At 74.7% G+C, this 13,723-nt stretch carries 13 protein-coding genes and 1 tRNA gene; 8 read left to right on the top strand and 6 right to left on the bottom strand.

The features are described from left to right. The first annotated feature begins 26 nt into the window (after positions 1 to 26). From mobB to ACF3NH_RS04970, 5 genes are all read left to right on the top strand, one after another. On the top strand, positions 27 to 527 hold the full coding sequence (gene mobB / locus ACF3NH_RS04990; protein ID WP_422922065.1) for a molybdopterin-guanine dinucleotide biosynthesis protein B: 501 nt from the start codon (positions 27 to 29) through the stop codon (positions 525 to 527). Further along, entirely contained in the window at positions 515 to 1,783 is a 1,269-nt protein-coding gene (locus ACF3NH_RS04985; protein WP_198367583.1) for a molybdopterin molybdotransferase MoeA, read from the top strand. The genes mobB and ACF3NH_RS04985 overlap by 13 nt, the downstream gene beginning before the upstream one ends. A gap of 64 nt (positions 1,784 to 1,847) precedes the next feature. Next, the gene (locus tag ACF3NH_RS04980) at positions 1,848 to 2,171 is read left to right on the top strand and encodes an antibiotic biosynthesis monooxygenase family protein (RefSeq protein ID WP_422922064.1); all 324 of its coding nucleotides are present in this window, start codon (positions 1,848 to 1,850) and stop codon (positions 2,169 to 2,171) included. A gap of 76 nt (positions 2,172 to 2,247) precedes the next feature. Beyond that, a tRNA-Thr gene (locus ACF3NH_RS04975) sits at positions 2,248 to 2,331 on the top strand. Positions 2,332 to 2,497: 166 nt separating this feature from the next. Continuing rightward, positions 2,498 to 2,644 carry a hypothetical protein gene (locus ACF3NH_RS04970; protein WP_422922063.1) on the top strand — a complete coding sequence of 49 codons (147 nt, stop codon included), beginning with the start codon at positions 2,498 to 2,500 and terminating at the stop codon, positions 2,642 to 2,644. A 48-nt stretch (positions 2,645 to 2,692) separates the two neighbouring features. Here the strand turns inward: ACF3NH_RS04970 and ACF3NH_RS04965 are convergent, their stop codons facing one another. The 5 genes from ACF3NH_RS04965 to ACF3NH_RS04945 are packed head-to-tail and all read right to left on the bottom strand — an operon-like array spanning position 2,693 to position 7,491. After that, positions 2,693 to 3,472: a Crp/Fnr family transcriptional regulator gene (locus ACF3NH_RS04965; RefSeq protein WP_370592059.1), complete on the bottom strand. Its 780-nt coding sequence runs from the start codon at positions 3,470 to 3,472 to the stop codon at positions 2,693 to 2,695. A 9-nt stretch (positions 3,473 to 3,481) separates the two neighbouring features. Then, entirely contained in the window at positions 3,482 to 4,087 is a 606-nt protein-coding gene (locus ACF3NH_RS04960) for a hypothetical protein (protein ID WP_198367580.1), read from the bottom strand. Continuing rightward, entirely contained in the window at positions 4,084 to 4,323 is a 240-nt protein-coding gene (locus ACF3NH_RS04955) for a hypothetical protein (RefSeq protein ID WP_198367579.1), read from the bottom strand. Before ACF3NH_RS04955 ends, ACF3NH_RS04960 begins: the two co-directional genes overlap by 4 nt. Positions 4,324 to 4,339: 16 nt before the next feature. Beyond that, complete coding sequence (locus tag ACF3NH_RS04950; RefSeq protein ID WP_422922061.1) at positions 4,340 to 5,401, bottom strand: radical SAM protein; 1,062 nt, start codon at positions 5,399 to 5,401, stop codon at positions 4,340 to 4,342. Next, a complete protein-coding gene (locus ACF3NH_RS04945) occupies positions 5,398 to 7,491 on the bottom strand; it encodes a S8 family serine peptidase (protein ID WP_422922060.1) in 2,094 nt (697 codons plus the stop codon). Before ACF3NH_RS04945 ends, ACF3NH_RS04950 begins: the two co-directional genes overlap by 4 nt. A gap of 154 nt (positions 7,492 to 7,645) precedes the next feature. On the opposite strand from ACF3NH_RS04945, the gene ACF3NH_RS04940 reads away from it, so the two are divergent. Together ACF3NH_RS04940 and ACF3NH_RS04935 are read left to right on the top strand one after the other, a co-directional pair. Next, the gene (locus ACF3NH_RS04940; protein ID WP_422922059.1) at positions 7,646 to 10,987 is read left to right on the top strand and encodes an ATP-binding protein; all 3,342 of its coding nucleotides are present in this window, start codon (positions 7,646 to 7,648) and stop codon (positions 10,985 to 10,987) included. A gap of 119 nt (positions 10,988 to 11,106) precedes the next feature. Further along, positions 11,107 to 12,744 (top strand): hypothetical protein, encoded by a 1,638-nt coding sequence (locus tag ACF3NH_RS04935; RefSeq protein ID WP_422922058.1) that lies wholly within the window; start codon positions 11,107 to 11,109, stop codon positions 12,742 to 12,744. Positions 12,745 to 12,795: 51 nt separating this feature from the next. Here ACF3NH_RS04935 and ACF3NH_RS04930 read toward each other — a convergent pair whose 3' ends face one another. Then, a complete protein-coding gene (locus ACF3NH_RS04930; RefSeq protein WP_198367574.1) occupies positions 12,796 to 13,107 on the bottom strand; it encodes a hypothetical protein in 312 nt (103 codons plus the stop codon). Positions 13,108 to 13,437: 330 nt separating this feature from the next. Between ACF3NH_RS04930 and ACF3NH_RS04925 the strand changes: the two genes are divergently transcribed. Further along, positions 13,438 to 13,695, top strand: a complete 258-nt coding sequence (locus tag ACF3NH_RS04925) for a hypothetical protein (protein WP_198367573.1) — start codon at positions 13,438 to 13,440, stop codon at positions 13,693 to 13,695. Positions 13,696 to 13,723: the final 28 nt, after the last annotated feature.

Raw genomic sequence — 13,723 nt, 5'->3', positions numbered from 1 at the left:
CGCGCATCCTGCGATAAGCCGGCGGTATGCGCCTGATCGGACTGGCCGGCTGGAGCGGCGCCGGCAAGACCACCCTGCTGACCCGCCTGATCCCGCACCTGACCGGGCAGGGGCTCCGCGTCTCCACCCTTAAGCACGCGCATCACGAGTTCGACCTGGACCAGCCGGGCAAGGACAGCCACAGCCACCGCCAGGCCGGGGCGCATCAGGTGCTGGTCGCCTCGGCGCGGCGCTGGGCGCTGCTGACCGAGCTGCGCGGCGCCCCCGAGCCGCCCCTGGCCGCGCTCCTCGCCCGGCTCGACCCGGTCGATCTGGTGCTGATCGAGGGCTTCAAGCGCGAGCGGCATCCCAAGATCGAGGTGTTCCGGGCCGCCAACGGCAAGCCCTGGCTGCATCCCGAGGACCCGGCCATCCGTGCCGTGGCCGCCGATGCGCCGCCGCCGGGCAGCCTGCCGCATGCCGCGCTCGACGATATCGCGGGCGCCGCCGCCCTGGTCCTGCGCTACGCGGCGCCATGGCCGGGCTGACGGACGACTGCTTCGCCGCCGACGACAGGCTCCTGGCCCCGGAGGCCGCGGCGGCGATGATCCTCGCCCGGGTGCCGGCACCGGGCGGCTCGGAGCGGGTGCCGCTCCTGGCGGCGCAGGGGCGGGTGCTGGCCGGCGATCTCCACGCCCCGCGCCCGCTGCCGCCGTTCCGCAACAGCGCCGTGGACGGCTACGCCTTCCGCCATGCCGACCTGGCCGCCATCGGTGGCACCCGTCTGGCGCTGGACGGGCGCACCGCCGCCGGCCAGCCGGCGGGGGCGCCGCTGCCGCCCGGCGGGGCGCGGCGCATCCTGACCGGCGCGCCGATGCCGGCCGGCGCCGACACGGTGCTGATGCAGGAGGATGCGCGGCTGGAGGGCGATGCCCTGCTGCTGCCGCCCGGCGCGTCCCGCGGCCTCGCCGCCGGCGCCCATTGCCGCGCGGCGGGGGAGGATGTGGCGGGTGGCGCGCTGGCGCTTGCGGACGGCACCCGGCTCGGGCCCGCGGCCATCGCCCTGGCGGCGGCGCTGGGCCTGCCGGAGCTTCCCGTCCGGCCGCGGCCGCGCATCGGCGTCTTCAGCACCGGCGACGAGCTGGTGCCGCCCGGCGCGCCGCTCGGGCCGGCGCAGACCTATGACAGCAACCGCTTCGCCCTGCTGGCCCTGCTCGCCGGGCTGCCGGTCGAGCCGGTCGATCTCGGCATCCTGCCCGACGACCGGGCGGCGACACGGCGGGCCCTGCGGGCGGCGGCGGAGGGGCATGACATGCTGCTGACCTCCGGCGGCGTCAGCGCCGGGGAGGAGGATCATGTCCGCGCCGCCATCGCCGCTGAGGGGCGGCTGGTATTCTGGCGTCTGGCGGTGAAGCCGGGCCGGCCGGCGGCCATGGGGGTGGTCGCGGGCGTGCCGGTGCTGGGACTGCCGGGCAATCCGGTGGCCGCCTTCGTCGCCTTCCTGAACCTGGCGCGGCCGCTGGCCCTGCGGCTCTGCGGCGCCGCGCAGGAGCCGCCGCCGCGCTTCCTGGCCGAGGCCGGCTTCCACCACCGCAAGAAGGCCGGGCGGCGGGAGTATCTGCGCGTCGCGCTGGAGCGGCGCGAGGGCCTGCTGCCTCCCCTGGCCCATGCCTTCCCGCGCGAGGGCTCCGGCCTGCTGACCTCGCTGACCCGCAGCCACGCCTTCGCCGAGATCCCCGAGGCGGCCACCGAGGTCGCCCCGGGCGAGCGGCTGGCGGTGCTGCCCTTCGCGGCGCTCTTCTGATCGGCCGGCGGCACCCCATCTTCGCCGGAAGGACAGCGCCAGGGCAGCAGGAAGGACAACGTCGATGTTCATCGCCATGAACCGCTTCAAGGTCGCGCCGGGAGCGGAGGCCGATTTCGAGACGATGTGGACGCAGCGGGAATCGCACCTGCACGAGGTGCCGGGCTTCGTCTCCTTCCACCTGCTGCGCGGCCCGGTGCGCGAGGACCACGTGCTCTATGCCTCGCACACCATCTGGCACGACAAGGCCGCGTTCGAGGCCTGGACGCGCTCGGATGCCTTCCGCCGCGCGCATGCGGGGGCAGGCGGCAGCAAGCCGCTCTATCTCGGCCCGCCGCAGTTCGAGGGCTTCGAGGCGATCCAGAGCATCGGGCGCCCGCTGGGCTGAAGGGTGCCTCCCGGGGGAGCCGGGAGGGCCGCCATTGTGCCGGCTTCCCTCTTGCTGTTAAGAACCCGGCCCCTTCGCTGGGGTGGCAGAGCGGTTGAATGCACCGGATTTGTAATCCGGTTGGGTAACCACGTCGCAGGTTCGAATCCTGTCCCCAGCAGGGCTCCCGCCCGTATGGCACCGCCGGCGGCCACCCTCGATCCCGGCCTCATCGACGCCGCGCCTTCTGTGAGCGCGCGCACAGCCGCATTCCCCGCCTCAAGGGCATTCTGAGCGCCGGCCGCCGCATCCCGTGACGGCCCTCACGCCCGGACCCGGAGGCGAGGATGTCCTGCCAGCCCGTCATGCCGCGATCCCGCACGCTGCTCTCCGCCCTGCTCGCCACGGCGCCGCGGATGGCGCGGCTCCTGCACCATTGGTGGTTCTACCGGCCGGAGCGCCGCTACATGCGGGGCGGGCGCTCCACCGGCTGAGGCCTGCGCCGTGCCCCTCCGCGCGCCCGGAGGGCGGGACGGACCCGCTCAGGGCTTCTCCCGGCGCGGATCGGGGGCCTCGGCGCCGCGCAGCAGGGCCTCGATCTCGCGCCGCAGGGCCTCGGGGTGGTGCAGCACGATGGCCTGCCGCCCGACCGTCAGCAGCCCGGCGCGCGACATCCGCGCCAGCTCGCGCGAGACCGTCTCGCGGCGCAGCCCGATGCGGGCGGCCAGGACATGCTGCGGTGGCGGCGGGCTCAACACCTTCTCGCCGCCGCCGCGGGGGCGGGAGAGGCGGAGCAGCTCCGCCGACAGCCGCTGCCGCACCGGCAGGGCGGTAGCCTCCAGCAGCCGCTCGTCCTTGTCGCGCAGCCGCGCCGTCAGCAGCCGCAGCAGCCGCCGCCCGACGGCCGGGCATTGCAGCACCAGCTCCATCAGCGCGGCGCCGCGCACGGCGCAGAGCCGGGTGCGCAGCAGGGCGGTGACATTGGCCGAGCGGCGGACGCCATCGATCGCCGCCAGCTCGCCGAAGAAATCGCCGGGGCCGAGGTCGTTCAGGATGGCCTCATGCCCGAAGGCGGTGCGCACCACCACGCGCACCGAGCCCTCCAGCACGAAATAGACGTCGTCGCTGGCATCCCCGGAATCGACCACGACCGCGCCGGCCTGGAGCTGGTGCCAGCGCGTGCTGGGCACCATCCGCGCCAGGGCCTCCTCCGGCGCGCCCTCCAGGAAGGGGATGCGCCGCAGCGCCGCCAGCGCCGCCGGGCCGCTGGGGCCACCGGTGGGGCCGGGCGGAAGGCCGGGAGGGCCGGCCGCGCCAGGCACGGCCCCGGCTCAGCCGCGCCCGGTGCGGCGCGGCGCGCGCTTCCCTGGCGCCGGCGCGGGATCGCCGGCGGGGGAGAGGCTGCGGCCGGCGGCGGCGGGCAGGAGCAGCTGCTCCTCGTAATGGGCCGGATCGCGCAGATCGACGTAGTCCTGCATCTCCCGCAGCCGCTCGCCGAGTGGCGTGTCGAGGCGCGCCACGGCGATGGAGAACTTCTGGATGGCCTCGAAGGAGGAATAGCCCCAGAGCGTGACATAGCTGCCCAGCCGGCCGAAGGCGCCATAGGTGCCGCGGTAGAGCACGCCCTCGCGCGCCGCGAGCGTCCGCAGGTCCGGCTCGTGGCGGCGCAGCCAGGCATGGAAGGCGTCGGCCTTCTCGGGCGCCACGCGGAACCGCACCTCGCGGACCATCATGCCGAGGAGGAAGCCCTCCTCGATCCCCTTCGCGATATCCTGTCCGGCCGGCCCGGCCGGCCCGCCGGCGGCCGCCGTGTCGGTGATGTGCCAGAGACCGGCGGACCGGATCTCGGGCCGGATCTCGCGCACCTCCGGCGCCGCCAGCGCGGCGCCCGCCCGCATCCGCGCCTTCAGGCGCTCCAGATCGTTCTCGGCCTTCATGGCATCGCCTCCTCCGGGTTCTTCTCCAGCAGCAGGCCCTGGCGCAGCAGCAGCGCCAGCCCCTGGTCCAGCGACTCCGCCGCCGCCGCCGCGTCGAGCGGCGGCACCACCGCCTCGCGATAGGCCTCCCGCAGCGCCGTCGCCATCATCCCCGCCCGGCAGAGCTCCAGCAGCAGCCAGGCATGGGCGTTCAGCCGCAGCAGGCGCGGCCCGCCACCCTCTCCGGGCGCGAGCACCACGCAGCTGTCCAGCTCAGGAACCGGACGGAGGCGCAGATTGGGGGCGAGGATGTAGCGCATGCTCCGGCAGGACCCGCAGGTCCACTCCCTGGTTGAGCGGCAGGTCGAAAGGGTCGGGCGCCGTCCAGCGGCCATGGAAGGCATAGGCGGTGGCGCGGCACCCGCCATGCGAGCCCTGGCTCGCCGCGCAGTCGCCGCAACTGGCCTCCACCTCGCCCGAGCGCAGCAGTCGGTGCAGCGGCGCGTTCCACGTGTCGAGGAAGGCGACCTCGCGCAGATCGCCCAGATCGACATACTCGCGCAGATAGGCGCAGCCGATGGAGTGGCCGCGCGGATCGACCGCCGCCGTCTGCCAGCAGCAATTGCCGTCGCGCGGGTGCCAGGACTGCATCAGCCGCATCCCCGGCGGCAGGCGCAGCGCGCCGAGCGCGCGCATCATCACCTCGAGCGGCAGCGAGGCCTCGTCCCAGGCGCGGCGCATGCGGCCGATCGGATAGGGCCGCAGGATGCCGATGGTCTCGAGCCCGAGCCGCGCCGCGAGATCGACGCAGCCCTGCAGGTGATCGACGTTGAGCCGCGTCATGATGACCAGCATCTGCGTCTCGATGCCCGCCGCGCGGGCGGCCCGAATGCCGCCGAGGGTGCGCTCGAAGCTGCCGGGCGCGCGCGTGGCGTGGTCGTGCACCGCGGCGTCCGGGCCGTGCAGATCGACCAGCAGGGTGGCGATCCGGCAGTCCTCGTGCAGGATGCGCGCCATCTCCGGCGTGACCAGCGTGGCGTTGCTGCGGAGCTGGACATGGAAGCGTCCGGCGGCGTGGCGCAGCACGTCGAGGAAATCGGCGCGATGCAGCGGCTCGCCGCCCTCGATGTAGAGGCCGATGACGCCATCCTCCTCCAGCCGGTCGATCAGCCGCATCCAGTCGGTGGCCGGCATCTCCTCCGCGCGCGGGACGCGGCTGCAATCGGCGTAGCAATGGCGGCAGTCGAGGTTGCAGCTGGCGGTGAAGCTCAGCGTCACCTTCAGCGGGCGCTCCAGCACCGGGTTGCGGAGCGGAAGGGTGGGCGGCGTGCTCATGACGCCTCCCCGAGAGCCGCCAGCGCGGCGCGCAGGTCGAGCCGGCCGCAGCCGGCATGCGCGTCCCAGGCCTCGACCGGGGTCAGGCTGTCGCGCCGGCCGGTGCGGCGAAGGGTGTCGCGCAGCCGCGCCGCGTCGGGCAGCGGTCCGCCGGCCTCGCGCGCCCGCTCCAGCATCAGCGCGACGGCGCCCGCGACATGCGGCGCCGCCTGGCTGGTGCCGCTCAGCACCATGCCGGCCTCGGGCGAGAGGCCGCCGCCCCAGCCGGGGGTGCAGCGGCCCTTGGAGCGCGCGGCGTAGATGCCGACGCCGGGGGCGATCAGGTCCGGCTTCTGGCGCCCGTCGCGGGTCGGGCCCTCGGCGCTGAACTGCGCCGCCGGGCGCCGGCGCTGCGCCAGGGCGTTGTAGGCGCCGACGACGATGGCGCTCTCGCCGCAGGCCAGCGAGCCCAGCGTCATGGCGCGGTCGGCGTCGGCCGGGTCGAAACGGGACTGCGAGGGGTCGTCGCGCTCGATCCAGGCATCGAAGCGCACCGGCCGTTCCTCTGGCCGTTCCTCTGGCCGTTCCCCTGGCCGTTCCCCCGCCCGCAGCAGCAGCGTCCAGCTCTGGGTCTCCGGCGCCCCGGAGGGGGGCAGGGTGATGCGGATCTGGCGGAGCGGCGGCCGCCCGCCCGCGGCGCCGCCGTCATCCTGCCCGAGCCCCACCGTGCCGAGCAGCGCGCCGTCGCCGCGCCGCAGGGCGAAGGCGCCGTGCCGGCCCTGGCCGGGCGGCGGCAGGGGAATCTCGCGGCCGGCCGGATCGAGCAGGGAGACGGAGAGCGGCGCATCCGCCGCGTGGCAGAGCAGCAGGCGGTTGGCCAGATGGTCGCCCGGCGGCAGCAGCCAGCGCAGCGGCCGGGCCTCCCCGGGCGGCACCGTGCCGCCGGCATGGATGCCGCTGGTCCGGGCATTGCCGGCGCAGACCACGATGGCGCGGCCCGGGCGGCGCAGCAGCGCCTCCAGCGCCTGCTCGACGAGATTGCTGCCGTCATGCGGGCCGGTGTTGGTGGTGAGGCTGAGATTGACCACCGCCGGGCGGTCGCCGGCCTTGTGGAAGATATAGGCGGCGGCCTCGTAGACCCAGGCGCCCTGCGCCAGGTCGGCGGCATTGTTCCAGTCGAAGCGCGGCAACTGGACGAAGACCAGCTCCGCCTCCGGCGCCAGGCCCGGCAGGCCGGTGCCGCGCCCGTTCCCCGCCGCCACGTCCAGCACATGCGTCCCGTGCGCGCCCTGGCCCGGGGCCACCGTGGCGGCCTCGGTGTAGTAGTTGGCGTGCGGGTCGTAGCCGAGCCGGTCATAGGGGCAGCCGCCCCCGGAGGCGGCGTGGTCGAGGGCGGCGTCGATCGCGGCGGCCGCGTGCTCGCGGCCCTGCGGCAGGCCTTCGGCCGGCGCCCCGGCCGGGTTCTGGTCCCACAGGGCCAGCAGCCGGGTGCGGCCATCGGCGTGGCGAAAATTGGCGTGGGCGATATCGCAGCCGTAATCGGCGACGCCGATCACCACGCCGCGGCCGCCGCGTGGTGGCGCGGCCGCGGCCGTGGCCGCGCCGGCGGGGCGTGGCGTGGCGCCGATCTCCGGCATCGACCAGTCGAGCTGCGGCCGCAGCCGCGGCGCGGCGCCAACCCAGAGGATGCCCTCCTGCCGCAGCAGCGCCGGCAGGGCGATCGGCCCGCCGGGCGGGGGCGGCTGGCGCGGATCGATCCAGACGCGGGCGGTGAACAGGTAGGGGCCCGGCCCGGGCGGCGCCTCGGGCCGCATCCCGGCGGCGAGGATGCGGCCCTCCGCATCGGTGACGAAACCGGGTTCCAGCCCCGGGATGGCGGGGGAGAGGCCTTCGGGGCCGGTGTGGAAGGGCAGGCGGGAGGCGCGGATGAACACCCGCGCCACCGGGCTCGTGCGCATCTCGCACTGAACGCGGAGCGCCAGATTGCCCAGGCGCGGGTCCAGCCTCTCGCAGCCATCGGTATCCAGCAGGCCGGTCTCGACCCGCTGGCAGTGACATTCGGTCTGCCGCTCCTGGCTGGGCATCTCCTGGCTGGGCATCTGCGGTGACAAGGACGGTCTCCCTCACGGCCTCAGGGTGGCGAAAGGCGGCCCGGTGACCGAATCTTGCGTTGTCCCGGACGCCTCCGCAACGACATTGTCAGCCGACCGGGCCGCCGGTACTGTGACGGGGCGCACAGACAGCTGCGCCGGAATGGAACTGCGGATGCCACAGAACGTCGCATGCGCGGCCTGCGGTGGGTGGAACCCTGCCGAGGGGCGAGCCTGCTCCCGCTGCGGCCGGCCGCTCTCGCTCCATTGCCTGGCCTGCGGCAGCCCGGCCGGTCCCGGCGCGCGCTTCTGCGGCCAGTGCGGCCAGCCCCTGGCCCAGGCGCCCGACGCCGCGGCCGCCGCGCCGCAGGCCGAGCTGCGTCTGGTCACGCTGCTGTTCTGCGACATCGTCGATTCGGTGGGCCTGTCGAGCCGCCTCGACGCGGAGGCCTATGGCGCGGTCATCCTCGCCTATCGCCAGGCCTGCGCCAGCGAGGTCGGCAGCCGCGGCGGCCGCATCCTGCAATACGCCGGCGACGGCGTGTTGGCCTGCTTCGGCTTTCCGCTCGCGCATGAGGATGACGCGGTTTGCGCGCTGGAGGCGGGGCTTGGCGTGCTGCGAGCGGTGCGGGCGCTGAGCGAGCGGCTGAGCCGGGATGGCGCGCCCGCCCTGGCCGTCCGCCTCGCCGCCCATACCGATCAGGTGATGGCCGGCGACCTCGGCGACGGGCCGGCGCGCGAGGCCATGGCGGTAATCGGGGCGGCCACCAACGTGGCCGGCCGGCTGCATCAGGCGGCCGCGCCGGGCCAGCTGGTGGCGAGCGGCGCCACCTGGCGCGCGGCGAGCGGCTTCTTCATCGGCGAGCCGCTCGGCGCCTTCCCCCTGCGCGGCCTGCCGCTGCCGGTCGAGGCCTATGCGGTGCTCGGGCGGAGCGGCGCCTCCAGCCGCCTGGAGGCGCGGCCCGTGCTGGCCCCCTTCTGCGGCCGCCGGCGCGAGCTGGAGATGATGGGCCGCCTCTGGAGGGCGGCGCGGCAGGGGCGGGGCGGGGCCGTGCTGCTGCATGGCGAGGCCGGCGTCGGCAAGTCCCGGCTCCTGCGCGAGTTCCGCGACGGCCTGTCCGACGACGCGCCCCTGGTGCTCACCTGCCAGTGCCTGCCGGAGCATCGCACCAGCGCCCTGCAACCCCTGGCCCGCCCGCTGGCCGTCCTGCTCGGCCTGCCGGAGGGCGCCACGCCGGAGATGGTCCGTGACGGGATCGCCGCCGCCGTGCCCGAGGGGCTCGATGACGCCGGCCGGCAGGCGCTGCTGGACGGGCTGACCGGCATCCTGGCGCCGCAGGCCCTGCCGGTGGCGGCCGGAGAGGCGGCCTCCCCCCGGCTGCGGCGCGAGCGGGGCCTGGCGGCGGTGGCGGAATGCCTGCTGGCCCGCGCCGCGCCGCGCGGCCTGCTGCTGCTGGTCGAGGACCTGCACTGGGCGGATGATTCGACGCTGAGCCTGCTGGAGGGCGTGCTGTCGCGGCTGGAGGCGGCGCCGCAGGATGCCCCGGTGCTGGTGGCGATGACGACCCGGCCCGAATTCGCCGATCCCCTGCTGGACCATCCCGGCATCGCCAGGGTCGAGCTGCATCCCCTGCCGGCGGCCGAGACCGAGGCGCTGGTCACGGCGGTGGCGGGCGGCAAGCGCCTGCCGGTGGCGGTGCAGTGGGAGATCGTGCGGCGCACCGAGGGCATTCCCCTCTTTGTCGAGGAACTGACCAGCACGGTGCTGGAATCCGGCCAGCTGCGCGAGCGGGCGGGGCATTACGAGCTGGCGGGCCCGTTGCAGCCGCTGAGCATGCCCAAGACCCTGCAGGGCTCGCTGATGGCGCGGCTCGACCGCATGGCGGCGGACAAGCCGGTGGCCCAGCTCTGCGCCGCGCTCGGCCGCAGCTTCAGCCTGGGCCTGGCGCAGGCGGTGGCGCAGCGCCCGGCGGCGGAGATCGCGGCGGCGCTGCGGCGGCTGGCCGAGGAGCGCTTCCTGGATCATCTCGGCCACGGCCCGAATGGTGCCGTCTACAGCTTCCGCCACGCGCTGATCCAGGAGGCCGCCTATGAATCGCTGCTGCACGGCCACCGGCGCGTCATCCACCGGCGCATCGCCGATGCGCTGCGCGGCGAGTTCGCGGCCGAGGTGGCCGGGCGGCCGGAGATCCTGGCCAACCATCTGGGCCTGGCGGGGCTCCGGGCCGAGGCGGTGGCGGCCTGGGAGCGCGCCGGCCGCGCCGCCGCCGAGCGCTCGGCCAGCACCGAGGCGGTGGCGCATTTCCGCCATGCGCTGGATCTGCTGGGCGAGCCGCCGCGCGGCCCCGCCGCCGAGACGGCGCTGCGGCTGCACATCGCCCTGGGCACCCAGTATCTGATCACGCGGGGCAACGGCGCGCCCGAGGTGCAGCAGGCCTTCGACGCCGCCCTGGCGCTGAGCCAGGACATCGCCGGCACGCCCGCCGCCTATCGCGCGCTCTATGGCCTGCAGACCTTCTATATCGTGCGCGGCCAGCTCGCCGTGGCGCAGCCGCTGGGCCGGCGCATGCTGGAGCTGGCGAACCGGCTCGACGAGCCCGGGCTGGTGGTGCAGGCGCGGCGGCTGGCGGGGCTGGTGGCGCTCTACCAGGGCGACTTCGCCGTGGCCGAGGCCGAGCTGGAGGCGGCCTGGGCGCTGTACCGGCCGCAGCGCGACGCGGCGCAGCGCTTCGAATTCGGCTCCGATCCGGGCACCCTCACGCTCTGCGCCCTGGGCTGGACCCGGTGGTTCCGCGGCCGTGCCGCCGAGGCGCTGGCGCTGGATGCCCAGGCGCTCGAGCTTGGCGGGCGGCTGCGCCATCCCCACAGCCGGGCCTTCGCGCTGAGCTTCTCCGCCTCCCTGCGGCAGAGCCTGGGGCAGCCGGCGGAGACCCTGCGGCAGGCCGAGACGGTCATCGCCCTGGCCCATGGCCAGGGCTTTCCCTACTGGGCGGCCTGGGGCGAGACCCTGGCCGGCTGGGCGCAGGTGGCCCGCGCCACCGACGCGGCGGCACCGGAGGCGGGCAAGGCCGGCCTGCGGCGGCTGCGGCAGGGGCTGCGCGACTTCGCGGCGATCGGCGGCGACATGGTCCGCTCCTATGGCCTGATGCTGCTGGCGGATGCGCAGCTGCGGCTCGGCCAAGTCGAGGACGCCGCCGCTACCGCCGCCGCGGGGCTGGCCGAGGTGGAGCGGAACGGTGTGCGCTTCCTGGCGGCCGAGCTGCACCGCCTGCATGGGCTCGCCCTGCTGGCCTTGGGGGCCGGGGTGGAGGCGGCACTGGACAGCCTGCGGGCGGCGGTCGCGCTGGCGGCGGAGCAGGGCGCGCCGGTGCTGGAGCGGCGCGCGCTGGAGAGCCTGCTCGCCACGCTGCCGCCGGCCGATCCGCGCCGGCCGGCGCTGGAGGCCCGGCGGCGGCGGCTCGCCCGGCCTGACGGCGAGGGGGCCGAGACGGTCGGGCCGGGCGAACTGGCCGGCTGAGGCAGCCCCCCGCGCCGCGCCGCCGTCCCGCCAGGGCGGCCTGGACCGGCCGCGATGGCGGTGGCATTGCCCCGCCACCAGGGGCCGGAGCGGTGGATGGCGGCGTGCTGAGCGGCGGGTTGGATCGAGGGCGGAAGCCGCCGGGGCCACGCCGGCGCTGCTGGCCGTGGTGCCGCCTCCCGGCATGGGCCCTCCTGCCGCTGCTGGCCCTGCTGGCCCTGCTGGCGCCGGCGGGCGGCCGGGCGGAGCCGGTGGAGCCTCCGGCATCGACCGCCGAGCAACTGGCCCGCTGCGGCCCGACCGTCACCCCGCCCCCCGGCGCGGCGCGGGATCTGCGCCTGTCCTTCACCGACCTGGTGCCCTTCGCGAGCGAGATCCTGGCGCGGCACGACATCCGCGCCAGGATCGACCGCGCCGACCGGCAATTGCGGCTGGAGCTGCATCTGGGGCAGGTGCGGGACCTGCGGGCGCCGGAGGGAAATCCCGCCACCCTCTACCTGCCCGGCCAGACCGCCGAACGCGCCCTGCGAGACCCGCGCTCGCGCCTCAGCCCGCTGTCACAGGTGGATGAGGCCACGGTGAAGGCCGCCGACCTCGCCTACGATATCCGCCAGCCGGAGGCCTCCGGCGCGGGCGGCCTTTCGCTCGACACCACGCCCCTGCTGCGCGACCTGCCGGACTACCGCCTCGCCGCCCTCCATACCGATGCCTATACGGGATTCGCGGCCGCCGTCCTGGAGGCCAGGCCGGAGTCGGGCCTGGCACCGCACCGGATCTACGCCGTCGCCGGCACGCATGTCTTCGAGCATCGCGACTTCCGCGGCTGGGCCTCGGGTCTGACCTTCGGCCGGGCGCAGTTCTCGTCGAACGCGGCGCTGCGGCTGGTGCGCGACGCAGCGGACTATGCGCGCGGCGGTGGCGAGGTGGTGCTGACGGGGCAGAGCCAGGGCGGGCTGACGGCCCAGGGGCTCGGCTTCCTGCTGCAGGCCTATCTCGATGCCGGAGGCGGGCCGCACCATCTCGTGCATGTCGTCTCCTGGGGCGGGGTGGGGGCGCAGGAGACGCTGGAGCGTGTGGTGCGGGACGCGAAGGCGGGCGAGGCGCGCGGCTTCAGCGCCGCGCTGGAGCGCCACTGGGCCGCGACGGAGGATGACTACGCGACGGTCTCCGAGGTCTGGAGCACCCTGGGCCGGGCCTGGGCCGGCCTGTCGCCGGACGCCGTCCCCGGTCATGTCGCCGCGACCATGCGGCGGATGCGCGTGGTCGGCTACTTCTTCGAGATCGACCTCTTCGCCCGCGCCGGCACCTTTCCCGGCACGCTGCTGGCCTTTCCCACGGCGCTGATCCTGCCCGATGCCTGCGACCTGACCGTGGCGGAGGCGCTGATCGGCTATGGCGGGGGGCGATTCGGCGTGCGGCTGGAATCGCATTTCCTGAAAGGCTACAGGCGCGCGGTCGGGCGCGGCGCGATCGCCGTGGCGCGGCCGGCGCTGCCCGCCAAATGGGCCTGGGTCACGGACACGCTGCCGCTCTTCGAGCGGCTGGGCTATCTCTGGCTGGAGACGCTGTCCTTCAACGCCGCCTCGGCCAGCCCGGACTGGTGGCGGCAATGTCAGGCCGCCCCGCGCTGGATGACGCCGGCCAACCTCTCCTGCCGGCAGAGCTGGTGGCCGGGCTGCGGCCCGGCGCCGGACGAGCTCCGCTGGTGCCTGGTGCGCGAGGCACCGCAGGGCCGGCCGCCACCCCTGCTGCCATGAGCCGGGCGGCGCGGGCTGCAACCGCAGGCTGCGCCCTTGGCGGCCCCGCGTTCAGGGCTTCGTCGTCCGGCCCCACCCCGGCTCCGGGGATGGATTGAGCAGCGACCGGATCAGCTGCGCCTCCTGCTCCAATTGCCAGATCTTGCGATGCGCGGCCATGAGGTCGGGTTTGTTGCGCCTCTGGTCGGACGGCAAGACATTCTGGCTGGCGATGACTTCAAGGGAATAGAGGAGGACTTTGGCGACCTCGATCTCACCTTGATCGCAGGCCTGATGGAAGGCCTGGAAGATCTTGTCCGAGACCCGACGGCTCTGGCGAGGTCTTGCGCGGCCCGGAAAGTTCTGGGGGAAATTCTGTGACATGCTGGTCTCGCGGCGTGAGGATCTGCGATGGGTAAGGCAACCATACATCCATTTTACGAGATGAATAATATTTTTTGGTATGAGGGTGCCGCCTTTCTCCCTGCCGGGTTGCCGCACGCCGGGGGATACCCGGCCGACTTTCCGGCCCCGCCCGGGTAAGTCTGGAATCTTTCTCGGCAGTCGCCGAGGCGGACCGGGGGCTTTGGCGGGGGCACTGTATTTTAATTGAGACGAACTGACAATATGTGACAAAGCTGGCGGGGTTGTGGGTGGAGGCGGTGCAAGAATTCGTCGTTACTTCACTTATCGAACAATTAAGAGCGCTTCCCCATGTTCACGCCCCCCACCACCCGCGCTGCCGCCCGCATCCGTATCCAGGTTGCCCAGGAGCTGCTCATGGACGCCCTGAACGAGCCCGCGGCCGAATGCCGCCGGACCGTCATGGAAGCCCTGATGGAGGTCGATGCCGCCGAGCGGCTGCTGAGCTTCGGCGAGGCCGGGACGGACGAGGAAGCCGCCGGCGAGGAGGATGAGGGGGAGGCGGGCGAAACGGCGCCGCTGCTGCGTATCGTCGGCCGCCCCGACTGATCCGGGCCGTGCCGGGCCGTGCCGGGCC

This window comes from Pseudoroseomonas sp. WGS1072 (assembly GCF_049340465.1).
In the GTDB taxonomy this organism is placed as follows: Bacteria; Pseudomonadota; Alphaproteobacteria; order Acetobacterales; family Acetobacteraceae; genus Pseudoroseomonas.
Note: the sequence above shows the minus strand (reverse complement) of the source record. Positions and strands in the feature narration are given on the sequence as shown.